This window comes from Colwellia sp. BRX10-9 (genome assembly GCF_014077405.1).
Taxonomy (GTDB): domain Bacteria; phylum Pseudomonadota; class Gammaproteobacteria; order Enterobacterales; family Alteromonadaceae; genus Colwellia_A.
Window position 1 is genome coordinate 19,048 of sequence record NZ_JACGVV010000035.1, and the last position, 23,090, is coordinate 42,137.

Sequence of the window (23,090 nt, forward strand, 5' to 3'; positions counted from 1 at the left end):
GTCCGCAGTGTTGTTAGGTCTAGATTAGTATAACGAGCAGGACATTTTATCCAAGAGAGGGGTAACTTATTTCTTGGTTGTCCGCAGTGTTGTTAGGTCTAGATGAGTATAACGAGCAGGACATTTCATCCAAGAGAGGGGGAATTTTTTCTTGGTTGTCCGCAGTGTACTAAGCCAATAAACGCCTTGTTCAACAAGGCGTTTACTTTATTACTTTAGCAATGGATCGCTATTCAAGAGATAAAAATTTTCTAATCGCAGTCTCTTGCTCCATAGCATCTTCAAATCCCAGTTTAATTAACTGCCGACAATAATTTTTTTCAAATAATAAATAACTAACAATACTTGATTCAGAGTCATTAGAGATACCTACGCTGCGTAATAATAAACGTATCGATAGTGGTAGGTCTGAAAAATACTCTACGGCCATGGCATTAAAGTCATGACTGGGATTAAGGAGAAATGATGATATCGGTTTTAAACCATCTTTTTCTTTTCTAAGTTCTGGTGGTATAAGTTTTATTGTTTCATTAATTCGTTCTAGACGTTCAATATCGCTGTGTAATGTATCTGAGAAAATAGTATCAAGTAAATGACCGGCAACAGTAGAGGTTGTCGGAGGATGAGGATTATTCACTTTACTATGAAGTGGTGCTTTAGGTTGATCAACACCAACAATAAACAAATTTTCTCCACCTAAGTGTATCGCAGGGCTTAACGGTGAAAGTTGATGTATAGACCCATCACCATAATGCTCTTGGCGAATTTTGATTGAAGGAAACACAAGGGGAATAGCGGCAGAAGCCATTAAGTGCTCACTATTAATTTGGCAAGGCTCACCACGACGTTTAGCGCGAAACCAAGGAGAAATAGACTCATCAGATTGATAAAAACTAATTGAATCGCCATTACTGTAACTTGATGCAGTAATAGAAACTGCAGATAAATAGCCACGTAAAATATTGGTGTCGATACGTTTAAAGTCGACCACCATATTCAGTAAGTCACGAAGTGGCGCGTTGTTTAGTAAACTACGCGCACTTTTATTGGCATAATCTGCTTGGAAACTTGCCAGCATACCTTTCGCCAAATGTGAGAAAACCCGAATACCATCACTATGGTATATTCGACTGGTATTAATATTCTTCCAAACCCATTCTAATTTTTTTACCCCCAAATGAAAGCATGAAGAATAACAGGCTAGCGCTGTGGTATTTATAGCACCAGCAGAGGTGCCACATATAATGGGAAAGGGGATGCCATGATTTCTAGGGACAAATTTTGATATGGCAGAAAGCACACCTACTTGATAAGCCGCTCGAGCGCCACCGCCAGTAAGTACTAAAGCATTCTTACTGTCTTTATAACTTCTTTTATTCAACATGTATATCGCAGTCTTCTTCGTATAACTTAAGTGTAATCAGTTTTTTAACCTGGTGCTAGCTTAACGAGTCAAAAAATAGATTGAAATGACTAAGGCAAAAAAAAGCCTGCAGAAGCAGGCTTTTTAAAATGACATAGAATTATTATCTAGTAAAACAGTACACTTGATTGAACAAATAACATCTACTAAAAAATAAGTTTAGCTGCTAACGCGTTCGTTAGCTGCGTCTATCAATGGTTGCGATCCGGTTTGCAAAATAGCTAAGTTTTCAGAAACAACTTTCTTTGGTAACTTTGAAATCATCAAAGAACCTGTTTTAACTGAACCATTAGACGATGCAAACGCCAACAGATTCTGTCCATTACACTCAATACCATGAAAGATAGTGCGAATTTTTAATCTATTCGTTTTTAAGAACGAACGCATGCGTTTCTTGTCGTCTGCAGCTACATACTGGCAAACGCTTTGAGCGATGTCAGCAGCTTGTGCTTTCGGCGCCGATACAACAGACGTTAATGTTAAAATAGTGATGGTAGAAGCTAGTAATAATTTTTTCATTTTAGTAACCTTGTAATTAATTTAGTTAGTAAAGGAAAAAACCACGGGATGTACCTTGTATAACGAGGTGACTCCGCTGTCATAGAATTTATATATAAAACATAAATCCCTTAGACCGGTGGTTTTGCGTAACACGATTTCACGTGTTTTGCCTTTTCTTTGTCCCTTTTAGTATTGCGAATTGAGCCAATAAATGCAAGAAAAATGTGTAATACGCTAGTGACATGCGTAAAGAAATTTAATAAAAAAAACACTTTTATCAATTTTTTTTCAAATAGAACATGTGCTTAATCGAATGGTGACTATCAAAACCATTAAGTGAACTTTAATGTAATGTTAAAATATAGAGTAAAAAAAAAGAGCTAAAGCTCTTTTTTTATTTAATCGTATGATTAATATGCCGCTAGGTTATTAAAATTTCATTTCAGGGACATGCTCAGGAACAATTAATTCACCTTCAGTGAGTTTTATTATTTCCTCAATACTGACCCCTGGTGCTCGCTCTAATAAATGAAACTTGCCATCTTTAATTTCGATAAAGGCTAAATCAGTGAGTACTCTTTTAATACAACACTTACCTGTTAACGGTAAAGTGCAGTTAGATAAAAGTTTTGAAACACCATGTTTAGAAGCGTGAGTCATAGTAACAATAATATTGTCAGCACCCGCAACTAAATCCATAGCACCGCCCATACCTTTAATCAGCTTGCCTGGGATCATATATGAAGCAATGTTACCGTTTACATCGACCTCAAAGGCACCTAGTACTGTTAAGTCGACATGTCCGCCACGTATCATTGCGAATGACTCGGCACTATCAAAGATAGAGGCACCTTTTGCCATCGTGACCGTTTGTTTACCGGCATTAATTAAATCTGCATCAATTTCGTCTTCGGTGGGAAACTGTCCCATGCCAAGTAAACCATTTTCAGATTGAAGCATCACTTCTATTCCCGCAGGAATATAGTTAGCAACTAACGTTGGAATACCTATACCTAAGTTAACGTAATAACCGTCTTGTAATTCTTGTGCTACACGTTGTGCTAGCTGTTCTCTTGTTAAAGCCATTGTTTAGTCTCCGGAATTATTTATGACTGAGCAGTACGAACAGTTCGTTGTTCAATGCGTTTTTCAAATGTACCTAAAATCAATCGATTAACATAGATACCTGGTGTATGGATTTGGTCTGGGTCTAGCTCGCCAGGTTCAACTATCTCTTCAACTTCAACGACGGTAATTTTGCCTGCCGTTGCTGCCATAGGATTAAAGTTACGTGCTGTTTTTCTAAAAACCAAATTACCGTAACGGTCGGCTTTCCAGGCTTTAACAATTGCAAAGTCACCTTTAATTGCGGGCTCAAGGATATACATTCTACCGTCTATTTCACGCTCTTCTTTACCTTCTGCTACCGGTGTTCCATAACCTGTTGCCGTAAAAAAAGCAGGTATACCAGCACCACCAGCTCGCATTTTTTCAGCTAAAGTGCCTTGTGGTGTGAGTTCTACTTCTAATTCACCATTCATCATTTGACGTTCAAATTCAGCGTTTTCACCAACATATGATGCAACAATTTTTTTGATTTGACGGTCTTGCAGTAACACACCTAAACCGAAATCATCGACACCACAGTTATTTGAAACCATCGTTAATGCTTTAGTGCCTTTGCGCTTTATTTCACTAATTAGATTTTCTGGGATACCACATAAACCAAAGCCACCCGAGATAACGGTCATGCCGTCTTCAAGTCCTGCCATCGCTTCTTCATAGCTTGCTACTACTTTGTCAAATCCGGCCATTATTTAATCCTCATTACATTTATTTCTATAGAGTATTTATCATACATCGTCATTTATTATTATATTTATTACTGTGCACGGTAGGCATTAGAAACTTTAGATGCCGGGGTTTTACCTAATTTATCACTGATAAACCAACCGGCATGGACTAATTTATCTAAATTAATACCGCTATTAATACCTAAACCATTGAGTAAATAAACCACATCTTCAGTGGCAACATTACCTGAAGCGCCCTTAGCATAAGGGCAACCACCCGATCCAGCAATGGCACTATCAATAACGGCAATACCATTTTGTAAAGCGGTGTAAATGTTAGTTAACGCCTGACCATAGGTATCATGAAAATGAACCGCTAGTTTAGCCTTAGGTACACGGGCACTAACCGCTTGTAACATCTTCTGTACATTAACAGGTGTGCCTACACCAACCGTATCGCCAAGCGATATTTCATAACAGCCCATTTGGTAAAGTTTTTCAGCCACTTCAGCCACTTTTTCTGGTGATACTTCACCCTCGTAAGGACAACCGACAACACAAGAAACATAGCCTCGTACCGGAATGTTTAATTTTTTGGCTGCAGCCATTATCGGTTCAAATCGCTCAAGGCTTTCAGCAATTGAACAGTTAATGTTTTTTTGACTAAACGCTTCAGAGGCCGCGCCAAAAATGGCAACTTCGCTGGCATTAACCGCTACAGCCGCTTCAAAACCTTTCATATTTGGCGTGAGGGCAGCGTAAGTGACCCCTTTTTTACGTGCTATTCCATTGAAAACATCAGTCGATGTTGCCATTTGAGGCACCCATTTCGGAGAAACAAAGCTGCCACTCTCAATGTAAGTGACTCCGGCATCACTGAGCAGATTAATTAAGGCAATTTTATCTTCGGCACTGATTTGTTGTTTTTCATTTTGTAGGCCATCACGCGGGCCAACCTCAACGATTTTTACTTTTTTAGGTAAGGTATTATTAGCAAGGGAGCTCATTATGATTCCTGTGGCGTAAAAGCAAGTAATTCGCTGCCGCCATCAACCATGTCACCTTCGGCGTAGAATAAGGTATCAATGGTACCGTCTTCAGGTGCTCGAATGGTGTGCTCCATTTTCATCGCTTCCATGATCATTAAGGGTTGGTCCTTAGTCACACTATCGCCGGCTTTGACTAACACGCTGACCATAGTACCGTTCATCGGTGCTAATAGGCCGCCATGATTATCATCAGCATTGTTGTCACCACAATCAGGTTTAATATGAATAAAGTTAAAAACGCCATTTTGACGATATAAGCTAATTTGATCACCTGAACTGTCAATGTTGTGGGCGATAGTGGCTTGACTGCGATAGCCATCAATACTGACATGGAGTGTGTCACCGGCAATTCGACCTTGGCAATCAACTGTTCGTCCTGCAACTGAAATTAAATAGTAACTACGATTACCTTGACGTTTCTGTTCAACAGTCACTGGATATTCAATATCATTATGAGCAAGAACTACTCGGTGATTATGCGCTTCGTTAGAGCGCCACGCCGAGGTATTATTCCAAGGAGAAAAAGGATCTTTGGTCGTTGCTGCTTTTTGTTTCGCTTGTTCAGCCAGTGAAAGCACTAAATACAAAGCTGCCATCGGTAATTCGTCGGCTAACGCTTGTTTGTTATCATGAAATATTTCACTGTCGTATTTCTCGATAAAGCTGGTATCTATTTCTTCATTAATAAACGGTTTTGATGTCGCTAAGTTATAAAGAAAATCAATATTGGTGGTAACACCTTTAATACGATATTCCGACAAGGCTTTTGTTAAGCGTTGCAGTGCTTTTTCACGATTTTCATCCCAGACAATTAGCTTGGCTATCATAGGATCGTAAAATACACTCACCTCATCACCTTGACGAACACCGGTATCAACACGAACATGTGCGCTTTCTGCTGGCGGTTGTAAAAAATCTAGCGTGCCCGTTGCGGGTAAAAAATCATTATTTGGGTCTTCAGCGTAAATTCGCGCTTCAAAAGAGTGGCCATTAATGACTAACTGTTCTTGTGTTTTTGGTAAAACTTCACCAGCAGCAACTCTTAATTGCCATTCGACTAGATCTTGGCCACTGATCATTTCAGTCACCGGGTGCTCTACTTGTAAGCGAGTGTTCATTTCCATAAAGTAGAATGAACCGTCAACATCCAGTAAAAATTCTACCGTGCCTGCGCCTTGATAACCAATAGCCTGGGCAGATTTTATCGCAGATTCGCCCATCGCTTTACGTAGCTTTTCACTCATTTTAAAGGCTGGCGCTTCTTCAATAACTTTTTGATGACGGCGTTGCACTGAACAATCACGTTCAAATAAGTAAACGGCATGTTGATGATTATCACAAAATACTTGAATTTCAACATGGCGAGGTTGTGTTAGATACTTTTCAACCAGCATTCTATCATCACCAAAGGATGACATTGCTTCACGTTTAGCGGCAGCAAAACCTTCACTAAACTCAGCTTCGCTCCACACTTGTCGCATGCCTTTACCACCACCACCGGCGGTAGCTTTTAACAATACCGGATAGCCCATATCGTCAGCCGCTTTTTTAATGATGGCTTCGGATTGATCATCACCATGATAACCAGGGACTAAGGGAACATTGGCTTTTTCCATAATGTTTTTAGCGGCAGACTTTGACCCCATCGCTTCAATGGCCGCAACGGGCGGACCAATAAAAACGATGTTTTCATCGCTACATCGACGACAAAAGTCAGCATTTTCTGAGAGAAAACCATAACCAGGGTGAATGGCTTGAGCGCCAGTACGTTTTGCTGCTTCAATCACTTTCTCTGATAATAAATAGCTTTCGCGAGAGGGCGATGGACCAAGGTAAATGGCTTCATCAGCCATGTTGACATGAAGCGAGTCAGCATCAGCATCAGAATATACGGCAACGGTTAAAATACCCATTTTACGAGCAGTTTTAATTACGCGACAGGCGATTTCACCACGGTTGGCAATAAGAATTTTAGTAAACATTTTAGCTGTTTTAGTTGTTAGTTGAGACATGTTTTTATCCTTCACTCGTCGGTTCTTTTTGCCAGCTTGCTGGTCGTTTTTCAAAAAAAGCAGTTAAGCCTTCTTGGCCTTCTGCAGAAACGCGAATTGATGCGATGCGTTCACTGGTCATGCTAAGTAATTCAAGATTAATTTCTTGATAAGCGACATCTAAAGCAAGTTGTTTTGCTTGACGAACGGCTTTCGGGCCGTTGCTCAATATTGTACTCACCATATCAATAACGGTGCTTTCTAACGCTTCTAACGAAACAATCTCATCAACTAAGCCTAACTGTTGCGCTTTGTCTGCAAAGAAACGTTCTGCCGTTTGAAAGTATCGACGACTGGCTTTTTGGCCAATAGCATTGACGACATAAGGGCTGATGGTCGCAGGAATTAAACCTAATTTAACTTCACTGAGACAAAAGCTGGCTTTATTGCTGGCGATAACAATGTCACAACAACTGGCTAAACCCACTGCGCCGCCAAAAGCAGCACCTTGTATTTGTGCAATAGTGGTTTGCGGTAGAAAATTAAGTGCATGTAACATCTGAGCAAGCGCGTTAGCATCACGTAAGTTTTCTTCATATGAGTAACTGGCCATGCGCTTCATCCACGCTAAGTCAGCCCCAGCAGAAAAACTTTTGCCAGTCGATGCGAGTATCATCAGGTGAATATCGTCGCGTTGGGCTATTTCGATAAATATCATCGTTAATTGGGCGATAATTTTGTCGTCAAAAGCATTGTGCTTGTCAGGATTATTTAAGGTAACTGTTGCTACCCCGTAACGGTCTACGTTAAATAATACTTGACCGGTATTGATCTCTTTTAATGGTGTCATCTTGTTCAGCCCTACATTCTAAAGATACCAAATTTGGTATCCTCAATAGGTTTATTCAACGAAGCAGAAATGGCTAAACCTAATATTTGACGAGTATCAGCAGGGTCAATAATACCATCATCCCATAAGCGAGCTGAAGCATAGTAAGGGTGGCCTTGATGCTCATAAGTATCAATAATCGGTTGTTTAAAGTCAGCTTCTTCTTGCTCGCTCCACGGTTCACCGAGTTTGTCTTTTTGGTCACGTTTAACTTGTGCTAAAACGCCAGCCGCTTGTTCACCGCCCATCACTGAAATACGGGCATTTGGCCACATAAATAAGAAGCGTGGATCGTAAGCACGACCACACATACCATAGTTACCTGCGCCGAAACTACCACCAATTAGCACGGTAAATTTGGGGACTTGTGCCGTGGCAACGGCGGTGACCATTTTTGCACCATGCTTAGCTATACCGCCTGCTTCGTATTGCTTACCGACCATAAATCCGGTGATGTTTTGTAAGAAGACTAAAGGAATTTTTCGTTGTGCACATAATTCAATAAAATGAGCACCTTTTTGAGCTGATTCGCCAAAGAGAATGCCGTTATTGGCGATAATGCCTACGGGGTAGCCAAATATCCGTGCAAAACCACAGACTAAAGTCGTGCCATAAAGGGCTTTAAATTCATCAAAATTACTACCATCAACGACACGGGCGATAATTTCACGAATATCAAAAGGTTGGCGGGCATCTTTGGGTACCACACCGTATATTTCTTGTGCGTCGTAAGCGGGCTCAACAATAGGTTGAATATTCATGGTTACCGGTTTAACACGATTTAAATTACCAACGATACTGCGGGCAATTTCTAAAGCGTGATGATCATTTTGTGCGTAATGATCGGCGACACCAGAGGTACGACAATGTATGTCTGCGCCACCTAAGTCTTCAGCACTAACGACTTCGCCAGTCGCGGCTTTAACTAACGGCGGTCCAGCTAAAAATATAGTGCCTTGTTCTTTAACAATAATAGATTCATCGGCCATTGCGGGTACATAAGCGCCACCTGCAGTACAAGAGCCCATAACAACAGCAATTTGCGGTATGGCTTGTGCTGACATATTTGCTTGATTAAAGAATATGCGACCAAAGTGTTCTCTATCAGGGAAAACCTCGTCTTGGTTAGGCAAGTTAGCGCCACCAGAGTCGACTAAATAAATACAGGGTAAGTTGTTTTCTTGGGCAATCGTTTGTGCGCGAAGATGTTTTTTTACCGTTAGCGGAAAATAGGTTCCGCCTTTTACGGTAGCGTCGTTAGCGACAATAACACACTCTTGTCCACCAACTCGGCCAATGCCGGTGATAATACCAGCAGCGGGAACATCTGCTTCATAAACTTCATAAGCGGCTAGTTGAGATAATTCTAAAAATGGTGAGCCAGCATCAAGTAGGGCATTAACGCGATCGCGTGGTAATAATTTACCGCGAGATAAATGACGATCACGGCTGCGCTGTCCGCCACCTAATTTTATTTGCTCAAGCTTTACTTTTAAATCGTCTACTTGAACTTGCATATGAGCAGCGTTTTCAATGAATTCTGGGCTGCGTACATTGATTTTTGAAATTATTTTAGCCACGATATTTGCCTTTATTATGGAATTTTATCAGTAAGAACATTAGCTTTAATGTTACGCGCTAAACAAGAGCAGTGTGGCTCTCATCAGCCTCTCTAAATCGAGAGGCTGTAGCAAGTTATAACCTTATATAGACTCGGCGAATAACTCTCGACCTATTAGCATACGACGAATTTCTGAAGTACCTGCGCCAATTTCATATAATTTAGCATCACGTAACAAACGACCTGCTGGAAATTCATTGATGTAACCATTTCCGCCAAGTAATTGAATAGCATCTAAGGCCATTTTTGTCGCAAGTTCTGCAGCAACTAAGATAACACCGGCCGCATCTTTACGTGTGGTTTCACCTCTGTCGGCCGCTTGTGCACATAAATAAGCATAAGATTTAGCCGCATTCATTTGGGTGTACATATCGGCAATTTTACCTTGGATCAATTGGAACTCACCAATGGATTGACCGAACTGTTTGCGGTCATGAATATAAGGAACAACTAAGTCCATACACGCATCCATAATACCTAAAGGTCCACCGGTTAATACGATACGCTCGTAATCAAGGCCAGACATTAAGACTCGAACGCCTTTACCTTCTTCACCTAAAATGTTTTCTGCTGGTACTTCACAGTCTTGGAAAACTAATTCACAGGTGTTTGAACCGCGCATACCTAATTTGTCTAATTTTTGATGACGAGAAAAACCTGGGTAATCACGCTCAACGATAAAAGCAGTAATGCCTTTTGAACCCGCTGAAGTATCAGTCTTTGCGTAAATAACATAAACGTTGGCATCAGGACCATTGGTGATCCACATTTTGTTGCCATTTAAAATATACTTGTCGCCTTTTTTGTCGGCGCGCAATTTCATGCTGACTACATCAGAACCTGCATTAGGTTCACTCATCGCTAATGCGCCAATATGCTCACCGCTACAAAGTTTTGGTAAATATTTAGCTTTTTGTTCATGCGAACCGTTTTTGTTTAATTGATTTAAACAAAGGTTAGACATAGCACCGTAACTTAGACCAACAGAAGCAGACGCACGTGAAATTTCTTGCATTGCCACCATATGTTCTAAATAGCCTAAGCCTGAACCGCCATATTCTTCGTCAACGGTCATGCCTAATAAGCCTAAATCACCAAATTTGCGCCATAAATCATTTGGGAATTCGTTATCAATATCTATTTGTGCGGCACGTGGAGCAATTTCGTCACGAGAGAAAGCGTTAACTGACTCGCGGATCATCTCAACGGTTTCGCCTAGATTAAAGTTTAATGATGAAAAAGTAGAAATCATGTTATTTCCTTAGCTTAGTTAGCTACGTAAAGTTATGCGTTAGGTTTTTGTATTGTCGATAGCTGATAAAGTAGCTAAACAGCTTTCTTCTAAATTTGTTAATTCCATCAACACCACTTTTATATCGTCGAGTTGTTGATGTAAGTCTGATTTTTTTTGTTCAATAATATCCATCATCAGTTTTAATTGGCTGGCGCTGGTATTGTCTAAATCGTATAATTCAAAGATGCGACCTGTTTCGGCTAATGAAAACCCCAAGCGTTTACCGCGTAAAATTAACTTTAGTCGAACTTTATCTCTTTGGTTATAAATTCGAGTTTGTCCTTTGCGAGTCGGGGCAAGCAAGCCTTGATCTTCGTAAAAACGAATACTGCGAGTCGTAATATCGAACTCTTTAGAAAGATCGCTGATTGAAAAAGTCCGTGCTTTTAATTCTGCCATGAAAAACTCTACATTTATGTTATGCACTCACCTTACAGGAAGTTTACGTTAACGTAAAGTAAGAGCTTTTTTCATCAAGCTGCTAATAAATATCCCGTCAATAATTTACCCGCTCAGTTAAAATCGTTACTATATAAATTGGCTATAATTGTGTCCTTACTATTAAAGTTTACGTTGGCGTAAACGTCAAATATAAGTTATGGTGTTAATCATTAATTTATCCCTTTTTATTTTTATCTCGGAGAGCTTTCATGTCTACTACAGATCCTATTGTTATTGTTTCAGCGTCTAGAACCCCTATGGGTGGTTTTATGGGCGGATTATCTGCTGTAACTTCACCTGACTTAGGCGCAACGGCTATACGCGGCGCACTTGCTGCGGCAAATATTGCTAACGATCAAGTTGATGAAGTAATCATGGGGTGTGTATTGCCTGCAGGTTTAAAACAAGCGCCTGCTCGTCAAGCAGCTTTGGCGGCTGATTTGGCATTATCAACAGTTTGTACCACCATTAATAAAGTCTGTGGCTCTGGAATGAAAGCTGCAATGCAAGCACATGATTCACTGATGGCTGGCTCTATTAATGTTGCTGTTGCCGGTGGTATGGAAAGCATGACTAATGCACCGCACCTTTTACCTAAAGGTCGCAGTGGTATAAAAATGGGACATGGTCAAATTCTTGATCATATGATGACTGATGGTTTAGAAAATGCCTATGATGGTATAGCTATGGGGTGTTTCGCACAAGAAACTGCCGATGATGCTGGGTTTACTCGTGAAGACATGGATGAATATGCTATTCGCTCATTAGCACGTGCCAATGCAGCGATTGCTGCCGGTGCTTTCGAAAATGAAATATCGCCAGTAACGATTAAATCTCGTCGTGGCGACTCTGTCTTTGCAATAGATGAACAGCCGGGTAATGCCCGCCCTGATAAAATACCTTCATTACGTGCCGCTTTTAAAAGAGACGGGACTATTACGGCTGCAAACTCTAGCTCTATTTCAGATGGTGCTGCGGCATTAGTGATGATGAAACAGTCAGAAGCAGAAAAACGTGGTCTACGCCCTTTATGTAAAATTGTTGCTCATGCAACGCATGCACAAAAACCTGAAGAGTTTACGGTAGCACCCGTTGGCGCAATGAATAAAGTTTTAGCAAAAGCAAACTGGACGGCTGCAGATGTTGATCTATGGGAAATTAATGAAGCATTTGCCATGGTTACCATGTTAGCGATTAAAGAGTTAGCCTTAGATGTTGAAAAAGTGAATGTCAATGGTGGCGCTTGTGCACTGGGTCATCCTTTAGGTGCTAGTGGTGCTCGTATTATGGTAACGCTAATCCATGCATTGAAAAACAAAGGTTTATCAAAAGGTTTAGCCTCTCTTTGTATTGGTGGTGGTGAAGCTACAGCGATTGCGGTTGAAATGTTTTAGACCATTAAGTTCGCTGTTATTTTCAGGTAATGCTGATAAAAATTAAATTTTTAAAGCCGCTATGTTAAGTCATTGCGGCTTTTTTATTAATGCTCAATTGATTGCACAGACGTATTTTGAACAAAGACAAGGGTTTTAGCTAGTGGAGTAGTGCGATAATTTTTTCACCATAAAGCTCAAGTTTTGTTTTACCTATACCATTAACGTTTAATAGTTGCGCTGAGTTTTTGGGATTAGCTTTGGCTATATCCATTAAGGTAGCGTCATGAAAAATAACGAATGATGGTACATTTCTCTCTTTTGCCCATAATGCTCTTTGTTGCTTGAGCTTTTCAAATACGGTTTCTTCTTGTGTTGATAAATTGCTGGCATTAGGTTGTTTTGATTTTCGCGCAAGCTTTGCCTTACCGTATTCTCTTACCTTGAGTTGTATGGTCAGTTCGCCTTTTAATAAAGGTCGAGATTTTTCAGTAAGTTTTAAAGCGCCATATTCCATTTCTACGGCTAAATATCCCATTGAAATGAGTTGCCTAAACACAGTTTGCCATTCCTCTGCTTTATGCTCTTTACCAATACCATAGGTAGAAAGTTGTTGGTGATTGACCTGAATAACTTTAGGGGTTTGCTTACCTAACAAGACATCAATTTGATGGCCTACACCAAATCTTTGGCCCGTTCGATAAACCGTTGAAAGTGCTTTTCTAGCGGCAGCAGTGCCATCCCATGTTATGGGTGGATTCAAACAGTTATCACAATTTCCACAAGGCTCAGCTAACGTTTCACCAAAATAATTGAGTAATACTTGCCGGCGGCAAGAGCACACTTCGCAATAACCAAGCAGGGCATCAATTTTACGTTGAGTTATAAACTTGAACTGTTCATTACTAGTACTTTGACTTGTCATTTGTTTTAGCTTAATAACATCTTGCATGCCATACGCTAACCAAGTATTGGCGGGCATACCATCACGGCCTGCTCGGCCAGTTTCTTGGTAGTAGGCCTCAATACTTTTAGGCAAATTTAAATGGGCAACAAACCTAACATCGGGCTTATCAATACCCATACCAAAGGCAATGGTGGCAACGATTATGATGCCGTCTTCTCTGAGAAAACGTTGTTGATTGCTATCTTTAATATTATTGGCCAAACCTGCATGATAAGGCAAAGCAACTTTTCCTTGTTCACTCAGCCATTGAGCTGTGGCCTCAACAGATTTTCTTGAAAGACAATAAACGATACCGGCATCATTGTTATGTTCGGTATTGATAAATTTAAGGAGCTGTTCTTTGTTATTTTTTTGTTCACTGATCCGATACTGAATATTGGGTCTGTCAAAACTATGAACAAAGATTTTAGCAGCCGTTAAATTTAATACTTGAACAATTTCATCTCGCGTTTTCATATCCGCTGTCGCTGTTAAGGCAATTTTAGGCGTGTGGGGATATCGCTGGCTGATAATGGACAGTTGTTGGTATTCAGGTCTGAAATCGTGACCCCATTGTGAAACACAATGTGCTTCATCAAAGGCAAAGAGTGCAATGGTAATATTATCAATAAGGTTTAGAAAATAATCACTCAATAGTCGCTCTGGCGCAACGTACAATAAGTCGACATTGCCTGATCTTATTAGCTGCTCGACACGATTTTGTTCTTCATGGTCCTGCGACGAATTTAAAAACTCTGCTTTTACGCCTTGTAGTTTTAGCGCATCAACTTGATCTTTCATTAACGCTATTAGTGGCGACACCACTATGCCTACGCCATCACGGACTATCGCTGGTATTTGATAGCATAGTGACTTTCCACCACCGGTTGGCATAAGCGTAAAAACATCTGCGCCACTGATTAATTCACTAATTATTTTCGCTTGTTGATGTCGAAAGTCAGCGTAACCAAAGGTATTTTGTAAAACCGATTTTGCCGTATTGATATCCATATTGATTTCCTTTTTAACGCTAGACAAGTCAGTGAAATTAAATAGCATAGATTAAGTGATATTAAGTGGTGAGTATTAAATAGCGGGTTAAAAGTTAAGTATAGATGATGTTATCGCGTAACCTTGAGTATAGCAGGCAATGATTATTTACTTTTAACGAGCAATTATATGATAAAGGTATCATCAACGCCGTTATAAATGAAGGTGAGTAAAATTAGACTACTATAGTTAACGCTTTGCTATTGTGGTCAACAGTTAGCTATTGGCTAAATAAATTGCTAATACTCGTACTGCTAGTTATTTTTTTAAGCACTGTGACGAGAGTCACGATATTGCTTTGGTGACATTCCTAGCGATTTTTTAAACAGGCGTGAAAAATAGTAAGGGTCGCTATATCCCAAGCCCTCACTAATATCTTTAATAGTCTGTGAGCTATTATCAAGCTCAGAGCAGGCGCGTTGAATTTTCATATTAATAAAGTGCTGTATTGGTGATGTATCGGTGAGTTCTTTAAACTTCTTTGAAAAATGAAATTTAGATAGCTGGCTGTAATGCGCTAATGTATCCAAACTCAATTCTTGATGAAGATTATTGCGCATTAAACGTTCGACCGCATCAATATCAAAAGTAGAACTTTTATTAAAGTCAGTTAAACGCAACTGTAATGCTAAAAAGCTTAAGGTTTGCTGTAAAATATGTACCGCGTGAATAACATTAGTAGCGGTATAGCCGCGGCGACCTAGCGCTAATAAATTGTCAAAATCTCGGATCACTTCATCTACATTCCCGACGTGTGCGAGGCCATCATCCATTTTCATTAATAAACGTTCGGCAAAATTACTGGCGAGATCGCCTTTAAAATTTAACCAATAGACTTTTCCTGACTTGTTTTTAATTTCACTGTTATTTTCTCTGTTAATGGCGGTAAATTTAAAACTCGCATTGGCTGGTATAATAACAAGATCGCCCGATTTAACTTCTCTAACTTTGTTTTTATAGTCTAGAGTTGCGCTAGTTGATTGACAATAAAGTAAGCTGTGATGGTCACTGTTTTTTTTATTTATTTGATAAGAAATATCTGAATGCTTCCCAAGCGATAATGGATAAAGACTGGAGGTTAGCGGATGAACTTGCAATTTTTTCAATAAAAAAACGGGAATAAGTAAACGAATATCATCAATGATAGTTGCTGTTTTTATCGGCTTTGCTGACTTTGATTGTTGAAGCATAATTAATAAGCTACGCGTTTTCATTCCATAACAAGATAGTCCATCAAATTAGCAATAAAATCAATGTTAATACCATTTTCTTTATGATTTAATATTATTAATAAAAAATTTAAATAGCAATTCAGCACCAAAAATTACACCTACAAATATTACACCTATAATGGTGAGTAAGTTAATAAAAGAGAATTCAAAATGACAACTGAAAGATACCAACTCAAGAATAAAATTAGAATTGTCACTGCCGCATCACTTTTTGATGGGCACGATGCTGCGATTAATATTATGCGCCGAATTTTACAATCAAGTGGTGCTGAAGTTATTCATTTGGGCCATGACCGCAGTGTTGAAGAAGTGGTTAATACCGCGATTCAAGAAGATGCTAATGCTATTGCGATGACTTCTTATCAAGGTGGGCATAACGAATATTTTAAATATATGTACGACTTACTTAAAGAACGAGGTTGTGAACATATTCGTATCGTTGGCGGCGGCGGTGGCGTGATACTACCTGACGAAATTAAAATGCTACAAGATTATGGTATTACCCGTATTTATTCTCCTGATGACGGCCGTGCACTGGGTTTATTAGGCATGATTGATGACATGTTAGAGCGCTGTGATTTTAAAACTGGCGTCAATGTTAAAAAAGACGATGTTGCTAATTTAAAGAAAAATGACAAACAAGCGATTGCGCGTTTAATTTCAGCGGCTGAAAATGCGCCAAAAGAAAATAAAGCCGATTTAGAGAAAATTCGTAAAATTGCTTCAGCAAGTAAAACACCGGTATTAGGTATTACCGGTACCGGTGGTGCAGGTAAATCTTCGCTGGTTGATGAATTAATTCGCCGCTTTTTAATGGCAACAGCAGACAGCAAAATTGCCATTGTTTCGGTTGACCCGTCTAAGCGTAAAACCGGTGGTGCATTACTCGGTGACCGAATTCGTATGAATGCGGTAAACAATGATCGCGTTTACATGCGTTCGTTAGCCACACGTCAGTCAAATTTGGCATTGTCTGTTTATGTTAATGACACTTTAGAAATTTTAAAAGCGACCGATTTCGACTTAATTATTCTAGAAACTTCGGGTATTGGTCAATCAGATACCGAAATTGAAGAACATTCCGATGTTTCTTTATATGTGATGACGCCAGAGTACGGCGCGGCAACACAATTAGAAAAAATCGATATGCTCGATTTTGCTGATATTATTGCGCTCAATAAATTTGATAAACGGGGCGCTTTAGATGCCTTGCGTGACGTGAAAAAACAATATAAACGTAACCGTGGCATGTTTGAAGCCGGTGATGATGAAGTACCCGTTTACGGCACGATAGCTTCACAATTTAACGACCGTGGTATGACCGAATTATATAATGCGGTGATCACAGCATTAAACACTAAAGCGGGCTTAATTGTTGGTGATATTCTCTCTACCGAAGGCACATTAGCCAATAAAAGTAGCGTGATCCCAGGTAATCGTATTCGTTATTTATCTGAAATATCAGAAAGTAATCGCGGTTATGATGCTCGGGTTGAAAAACAAACAACGGTTGCACAAAAGCTTTATGGTATTCATCAGGCGATTGAAACGGCAAAAGACACTGAAACGGTGGTTTCTGCTGATTTAGTGACGCAACTTGAAGCGCTTTATACTCAAGTCGAATTAGACTTAGACCCTAAAAACAAATTATTACTCGAGCAATGGGCGACTAAAGTTCAGCGTTATAAAGACCCTGAATTTAAATTTAAAGTACGAGACAAAGAACTGTCGATAGCCACTCATTCAAAATCACTTTCTGGTAGCGATATCCCTAAAATTAGTATGCCTAAATATCAGGGGTGGGGCGATATCTTAAAGTGGAACTTACAAGAAAATGTACCGGGTGAATTTCCGTATACCGCTGGTTTATTCCCCTTTAAGCGTGAAGGCGAAGACCCAACACGTATGTTCGCGGGTGAAGGCGGCCCAGAAAGAACCAACCGTCGTTTTCATTATGTTTCAAAAGGTATGCCGGCTAAACGCTTATCAACAGCATTTGATTCAGTGACCCTATACGGTAACGATCCAGCTATTCGTCCTGATATTTATGGAAAAATAGGTAATGCCGGCGTTTCTATTTGTTGTTTAGATGATGCCAAGAAACTGTATTCTGGTTTTGACTTAGCTCATGCGATGACGTCGGTTTCCATGACCATTAATGGCCCTGCGCCGATGTTGTTAGGTTTTTTCTTAAATACCGCTATCGATCAACAATGTGAGCGTTTTATTACCGAAAATGGTTTGGAAAAAGAAGTAGCCGCAACTATAGCTAAAATTTATAAAGACAAAGGCTGTGAACGTCCAAGCTATCAAGGTGAATTACCCGAAGGCAACGACGGTTTAGGTTTGATGTTAATTGGTGTTACTGGCGATCAAGTTTTACCTCCAGCGGTATATCAAGCGATAAAAGCTAAAACCTTAACGCTAGTGCGTGGCACGGTACAAGCCGATATTTTAAAAGAAGATCAAGCGCAAAATACCTGTATTTTCTCCACTGAATTTGCCCTACGTTTAATGGGTGATGTGCAAGAGTACTTTATTGAAAAAGGTGTGCGTAATTTCTATTCAGTGTCTATTTCTGGCTATCATATAGCAGAAGCTGGTGCGAATCCGATCACTCAATTGGCGTTAACGTTGGCAAACGGTTTTACTTTTGTTGAATATTACTTAAGCCGCGGTATGGACATTAATGAATTTGGTCCTAACTTATCGTTTTTCTTCTCAAACGGTATCGACCCAGAATACGCTGTCATTGGCCGAGTGGCTCGTCGTATTTGGTCAAAAGCGATGAAGAATAAATATGGTGCCAATGCTCGTGCACAAATGTTGAAATATCATATTCAAACATCAGGTCGTTCATTGCATGCTCAAGAAATTGATTTCAATGATATTCGTACCACATTACAAGCACTTTATGCGATAAACGATAACTGTAACTCTTTGCATACTAATGCTTATGATGAAGCTATTACTACGCCTACCGAAGACAGTGTTCGTCGTGCGATGGCGATTCAATTAATCATCAACCGTGAATTAGGACTTTCTAAAAATGAAAACCCTATTCAAGGCGCGTTCATTATTGAAGAGTTAACTGACTTAGTTGAAGATGCGGTATTAACTGAATTTGATCGTATTAACGAACGTGGTGGTGTACTTGGTGCCATGGAAACTATGTATCAGCGTGGAAAAATTCAAGAAGAAAGTATGTATTACGAGCATTTAAAGCACTCAGGTGAATATCCTATTATAGGCGTAAATACTTTCCTTAGTTCAACGGGTTCGCCAACGATTGTGCCTGAAGAAGTTATTCGCGCTACCGAAGAAGAAAAAACTTATCAAATTGATATGTTAGCGAGTTTAAACAAAGCTAATGCAGCAGAAGTAGAAGTCTTACTGAAGCGTTTACAAACAGCCGCCATTAATCATGAAAATATTTTTGAATTAATGATGGATGCTTGTAAGGTTTGTTCTTTAGGGCAAATTGTCAGTTCATTATTTGAAGCAGGCGGTCAATATCGTCGCAATATGTAACACTAGTAGATAGTCAGTTTATTAGATTAGAGTAAAGTAGTGCCTGTGCACTACTTATGCTTTGATGTTAATTCTTCATACACCTTTATTTAGATAATTGAATAGGAATAATTATGTCAACGTTGATCACGGAGTTAAGGCAAGTACCAGAAAAATTTACGGCTTTTCGTATTCATCAAATACAAGAGGGTGATAAGAAAAAAATCACCAGTGGGTTTGAGCAAGTTGGTATTGATGATTTAACCGCAGGTGAAGTGGTTATTAAAGTCGCCTATTCAGACATTAATTATAAAGATGCTCTAGCTGCCACAGGGAAAGGAAGAATCTTACGTACTTATCCCTTAGTAGGCGGTATTGATTTGTCGGGTGTTGTGGTTAGCTCTGTTGATGACAGGTTTGAAGCCGGCGATAAAGTGCTGGTTTGCGGCGCACAATTATCTGAACTCTATGATGGTGGTTACAGTGAGTATGCGCGGGTAAAAGCAGATTCAGTCGTGGCATTGCCAACAGGCATGAGTTTACGTGATGCGATGGCACTCGGTACCGCAGGATATACTGCCGCTCTTGCTATTCAGCGTATGGAAGATAATGGTCAAATTCCAGAGCGAGGTCCTATTGTCGTCACTGGCGCTACCGGTGGTGTTGGTAGTTTTGCTATTAATATGCTGTCAAATATTGGTTATGAAGTGATTGCTTTTACGGGTAAAACAGAACAAGAAGATTATTTAAAAGCGCTCGGTGCGGTTAAGCTTATTAGTCGTCATGATATTGAAATGGGCAGCAAACCGCTAGAAAATGCACAGTGGGGTGGGGCGGTCGATAGTGTTGGCGGTGAAACGTTAGCTTGGTTAACACGCACCACTCATGTTTGGGGAAATATTGCTTCAATTGGTTTAGCCGGTGGCTTCAAATTAGAGACCACTGTTATGCCCTTTATATTAAGAGGCGTGAGCCTACTTGGTATTAACTCAGTCGAAATGCCACTTTCAGTGCGCACGCAAGGATGGAAAAGATTAGCAACAGATTTAAAACCAACAAAACTTGATCTGATTTCTCCTACGACCATTGAATTTCGAGATTTAGGGAATGCATTTGACGCTTACGTCGATGGCACGGTTACCGGACGAACTGTCGTAGCGATTGATGCTAGTCTTTAAATAGCTATCAAAGAGAACATTAACCCGTAAAAAATCGGAGCTAAATTAAATGACAGATGTGATATTTAAAGAGTTAAGCAGCAATAATAATAAACTGATAGCTATAGCAGAACTTAATGCGCCTAAATCGCTTAATGCATTAAATCTTTCGATGATTAAGCTGTTAACCAAAAAACTGTCGTCTTGGCAGCAAGATGACAATATCGCGATGGTTATTTTACAGGGCGCGGGTGAAAAAGCGTTTTGTGCTGGTGGAGATGTTGTTAGCCTGTATCACTATTTACACGAACTAGACACACCAATAGATGATGATGTCATTACATCAGGCTTCGCTAATGAATTTTTTAGTGAAGAATATGTACTTGACCAATTAATTCATAATTTTAATAAACCCATTATGATCTGGGGAGATGGTTATATCATGGGCGGCGGCATAGGTTTATTTGCTGGTGCCAGTCATCGTGTAACCACAGAGCGCACTTTGATGGCAATGCCAGAAGTATCAATAGGGCTATTTCCTGATGTAGGGTCGAGTTGGTTTTTAAATAAAACACCAGAAGATCTTGGTTTGTTTTTAGGGATCACCGGTGCTGTGTTTAATGCCGTAGATGCTAATTATCTTGGCTTGTCGGATTATATTATTGATAGTTCATCTAAAAATGGTGTTTTTGATCACTTACTAACAGTTGACTGGCAAGACAATGATCGAAATCACTCTCTGCTAAAGCAAGCATTGACCGAGTTTTCGAACCGTTTTGAACACCATTTACCCAATGAGGTAAAAAACAATGAAGTGGCTATAGCAAAATTATTAGCTTTCGATAATATTGCTGATATACACACAGCGATTTTAAATGTACAAACAGACAATAATTGGCTGAATAAGGCAAAAAACAAATTACTGGCGGGTAGCCCATTGAGTGCTTGTATTATATATAGGCAGTTACAAACGACTAAAACGCTAAGTTTGAGTGAATGTTTTACTTCAGAGTTAAATTTAATCCTTCGTTGTTGTCAGTATACTGAAGCTCGCGAAGGTATTAGGGCATTATTAGTCGATAAAGACAAAAATCCAAATTGGGCTTTTTCAAATATTAGTGATGTTGACCATAAATTAGTTGATTGGTTTTTTAGCGCTATCAACGAACAAATATAATAGAGATAAAGGAAAAACAATGGATTTGAATGATAAAGTTATTGTCATCACCGGCGGTGGACAAGGCCTAGGACGTTCTATGGCTATTAGCTTAGCAACGAATGGTGCTAAATTAGCGTTAATCGATTTAAATGAAACGTTACTACAAGAAACAGTAAAACTTATTGAAGCAGCAGGTTCATCAGCAAAGTATTATTTAGCCAACGTCACCAATGAAAGTGAAGTAGAAGCTATTTTTAGCCAGATTAATGATGATTTTTCAGGTATCGACGGCTTAATTAACAATGCCGGCATTTTACGTGACGGTATGTTCGTTAAAGCTAAAGATGGAGTCGTTGCTAAGAAAATGTCATTGGATCAGTTTCAATCAGTCATCGATGTTAATTTAACGGGTGTTTTCTTATGTGGTCGCGAAGCTGCTGTTCACATGATTGAAGGTAAACGTAAAGGTGTCATTATTAATATGTCGTCCATCGCAAGAGCCGGTAATATGGGACAAACCAATTATGCTGCATCTAAAGCGGGTGTTGTCGCGATGACCGTTACTTGGGCGCGCGAGTTAGGGCGTCATGGTATTCGCGTTGGTGCTATTGCCCCTGGTGTTATTCGCACCGCAATGACTGATGCGATGAAACCAGAAATGCGTGACCGTTTAGAAAAAATGAAACCTGTTGGCCGCTTAGGTGAAGCAGATGAAATTGCTCACACCGTAAAGTATATTTTTGAAAATGAGTTTTTTACCGGCCGTGTCGTAGAAATTGATGGCGGTCTTTGCATGTAACAATTATCTGCTGTTTATTAACAGCAGATATTGAGCAAAATGTCGTTCTTAGATATCTATGCTGCAAAGCATTTGTGAATTCGTGCAGCAAAAGATTTAAGAACGATGGCTTAATTAATTAATTAATCTATCAAAAAACCTATCATTAGCCGCTGAGTCAAAAGAAATTAACTATGAAAAAAGCACTGTTTTTAGACAGGGACGGCATTATCAATGTTGACCATGGTTACGTTTATAAAAAAGAAGCATTTGAATTTGTCGAAGATATCTTTACTGTTTGTTTGGATGCGCACAATAAAGGTTATGAAATATTTGTCATTACTAACCAATCGGGTATTGCTAGAGGCAAATATACTGTTGAGCAATTTAATCAACTGACTCTGTGGATGGTAAAGCAATTTAAATCGAAAGGGATCGTAATTGCAGATGTCTATCATTGCCCTCATCATCCAGATAAAGGCGTTGGTGAATACAAGGTGGCCTGTGATTGTAGAAAACCAGAACCTGGTATGATTTTATCAGCTGCTAAAAAGCATGACATTGATTTGGCAAAGAGTATTTTTATTGGTGATAAAGTATCAGATATGCAGGCTGCTGAGCGTGCTGGTATAAAAAGTAGGATATTGCTTGTTGATCAATATAGCGATAATGAGGCGATTAAAGCAGACCGTATCAATAAAATTAGCGAAGCTAGCGCGTATATTAGCTAAATTGTTCGATAAATAAGCGAACAAACGTTTATTTCAAAGTTATTACAAAAAAGGGTTGACGCCCAGCGAGAAATGTCTAGAATGCGCTCCAGTTCCAAGGGGTTCAGTCAAAACGAACCACGAAAGAGCTGTTTTGATAAGTTATCTACATC

At 39.6% G+C, this 23,090-nt stretch carries 18 protein-coding genes and 1 riboswitch; of the genes, 6 read left to right on the top strand and 12 right to left on the bottom strand.

The window, feature by feature from the left end; translation table 11 throughout:
- Nucleotides 1-229 precede the first annotated feature (229 nt).
- The 10 genes from H4J69_RS16555 to H4J69_RS16600 all read right to left on the bottom strand — a co-directional run bounded on the left by H4J69_RS16555 (nucleotide 230) and on the right by H4J69_RS16600 (nucleotide 10,960).
- On the bottom strand, nucleotides 230-1,384 hold the full coding sequence (locus H4J69_RS16555; RefSeq protein ID WP_182217439.1) for a patatin-like phospholipase family protein: 1,155 nt from the start codon (nucleotides 1,382-1,384) through the stop codon (nucleotides 230-232).
- A 198-nt stretch (nucleotides 1,385-1,582) separates the two neighbouring features.
- Nucleotides 1,583-1,942: a DUF3718 domain-containing protein gene (locus tag H4J69_RS16560; RefSeq protein ID WP_070376350.1), complete on the bottom strand. Its 360-nt coding sequence runs from the start codon at nucleotides 1,940-1,942 to the stop codon at nucleotides 1,583-1,585.
- Nucleotides 1,943-2,005: 63 nt separating this feature from the next.
- Nucleotides 2,006-2,105: riboswitch (cyclic di-GMP riboswitch) on the bottom strand.
- Between the two features lie 248 nt (nucleotides 2,106-2,353).
- On the bottom strand, nucleotides 2,354-3,010 hold the full coding sequence (locus tag H4J69_RS16565) for a 3-oxoacid CoA-transferase subunit B (RefSeq protein WP_182244833.1): 657 nt from the start codon (nucleotides 3,008-3,010) through the stop codon (nucleotides 2,354-2,356).
- A 20-nt stretch (nucleotides 3,011-3,030) separates the two neighbouring features.
- Nucleotides 3,031-3,738, bottom strand: a complete 708-nt coding sequence (locus tag H4J69_RS16570; protein WP_182217443.1) for a CoA transferase subunit A — start codon at nucleotides 3,736-3,738, stop codon at nucleotides 3,031-3,033.
- Nucleotides 3,739-3,806: 68 nt separating this feature from the next.
- The gene (locus H4J69_RS16575; protein WP_182217445.1) at nucleotides 3,807-4,724 is read right to left on the bottom strand and encodes a hydroxymethylglutaryl-CoA lyase; all 918 of its coding nucleotides are present in this window, start codon (nucleotides 4,722-4,724) and stop codon (nucleotides 3,807-3,809) included.
- Nucleotides 4,724-6,748, bottom strand: a complete 2,025-nt coding sequence (locus tag H4J69_RS16580) for an acetyl/propionyl/methylcrotonyl-CoA carboxylase subunit alpha (protein ID WP_070377225.1) — start codon at nucleotides 6,746-6,748, stop codon at nucleotides 4,724-4,726. The genes H4J69_RS16575 and H4J69_RS16580 overlap by 1 nt, the downstream gene beginning before the upstream one ends.
- A gap of 34 nt (nucleotides 6,749-6,782) precedes the next feature.
- Nucleotides 6,783-7,607, bottom strand: coding sequence for an enoyl-CoA hydratase/isomerase family protein (locus H4J69_RS16585; protein WP_182217447.1), 825 nt, complete (start codon nucleotides 7,605-7,607; stop codon nucleotides 6,783-6,785).
- An 11-nt stretch (nucleotides 7,608-7,618) separates the two neighbouring features.
- On the bottom strand, nucleotides 7,619-9,226 hold the full coding sequence (locus H4J69_RS16590) for a carboxyl transferase domain-containing protein (protein ID WP_182217449.1): 1,608 nt from the start codon (nucleotides 9,224-9,226) through the stop codon (nucleotides 7,619-7,621).
- Between the two features lie 123 nt (nucleotides 9,227-9,349).
- A complete protein-coding gene (locus H4J69_RS16595) occupies nucleotides 9,350-10,519 on the bottom strand; it encodes an isovaleryl-CoA dehydrogenase (RefSeq protein WP_182217451.1) in 1,170 nt (389 codons plus the stop codon).
- A 39-nt stretch (nucleotides 10,520-10,558) separates the two neighbouring features.
- Nucleotides 10,559-10,960 (bottom strand): MerR family DNA-binding transcriptional regulator, encoded by a 402-nt coding sequence (locus H4J69_RS16600; protein WP_070376356.1) that lies wholly within the window; start codon nucleotides 10,958-10,960, stop codon nucleotides 10,559-10,561.
- A 251-nt stretch (nucleotides 10,961-11,211) separates the two neighbouring features.
- On the opposite strand from H4J69_RS16600, the gene H4J69_RS16605 reads away from it, so the two are divergent.
- Entirely contained in the window at nucleotides 11,212-12,396 is a 1,185-nt protein-coding gene (locus H4J69_RS16605; RefSeq protein ID WP_182217453.1) for an acetyl-CoA C-acyltransferase, read from the top strand.
- A gap of 139 nt (nucleotides 12,397-12,535) precedes the next feature.
- Here the strand turns inward: H4J69_RS16605 and recQ are convergent, their stop codons facing one another.
- A complete protein-coding gene (gene recQ / locus H4J69_RS16610) occupies nucleotides 12,536-14,332 on the bottom strand; it encodes a DNA helicase RecQ (protein ID WP_182244834.1) in 1,797 nt (598 codons plus the stop codon).
- 305 nt (nucleotides 14,333-14,637) lie between these two features.
- Nucleotides 14,638-15,585 carry an AraC family transcriptional regulator gene (locus H4J69_RS16615; protein WP_182244835.1) on the bottom strand — a complete coding sequence of 316 codons (948 nt, stop codon included), beginning with the start codon at nucleotides 15,583-15,585 and terminating at the stop codon, nucleotides 14,638-14,640.
- Nucleotides 15,586-15,753: 168 nt separating this feature from the next.
- On the opposite strand from H4J69_RS16615, the gene H4J69_RS16620 reads away from it, so the two are divergent.
- From H4J69_RS16620 to gmhB, 5 genes are all read left to right on the top strand, one after another.
- On the top strand, nucleotides 15,754-19,134 hold the full coding sequence (locus H4J69_RS16620) for a methylmalonyl-CoA mutase family protein (RefSeq protein WP_182251987.1): 3,381 nt from the start codon (nucleotides 15,754-15,756) through the stop codon (nucleotides 19,132-19,134).
- A gap of 113 nt (nucleotides 19,135-19,247) precedes the next feature.
- Entirely contained in the window at nucleotides 19,248-20,291 is a 1,044-nt protein-coding gene (locus H4J69_RS16625; RefSeq protein WP_182244837.1) for an oxidoreductase, read from the top strand.
- Nucleotides 20,292-20,340: 49 nt separating this feature from the next.
- A complete protein-coding gene (locus H4J69_RS16630) occupies nucleotides 20,341-21,447 on the top strand; it encodes an enoyl-CoA hydratase/isomerase family protein (RefSeq protein ID WP_182244838.1) in 1,107 nt (368 codons plus the stop codon).
- Nucleotides 21,448-21,466: 19 nt separating this feature from the next.
- Nucleotides 21,467-22,228: an SDR family oxidoreductase gene (locus H4J69_RS16635; protein WP_182217464.1), complete on the top strand. Its 762-nt coding sequence runs from the start codon at nucleotides 21,467-21,469 to the stop codon at nucleotides 22,226-22,228.
- A gap of 173 nt (nucleotides 22,229-22,401) precedes the next feature.
- On the top strand, nucleotides 22,402-22,938 hold the full coding sequence (gene gmhB, locus H4J69_RS16640; RefSeq protein WP_182217466.1) for a D-glycero-beta-D-manno-heptose 1,7-bisphosphate 7-phosphatase: 537 nt from the start codon (nucleotides 22,402-22,404) through the stop codon (nucleotides 22,936-22,938).
- Nucleotides 22,939-23,090: the final 152 nt, after the last annotated feature.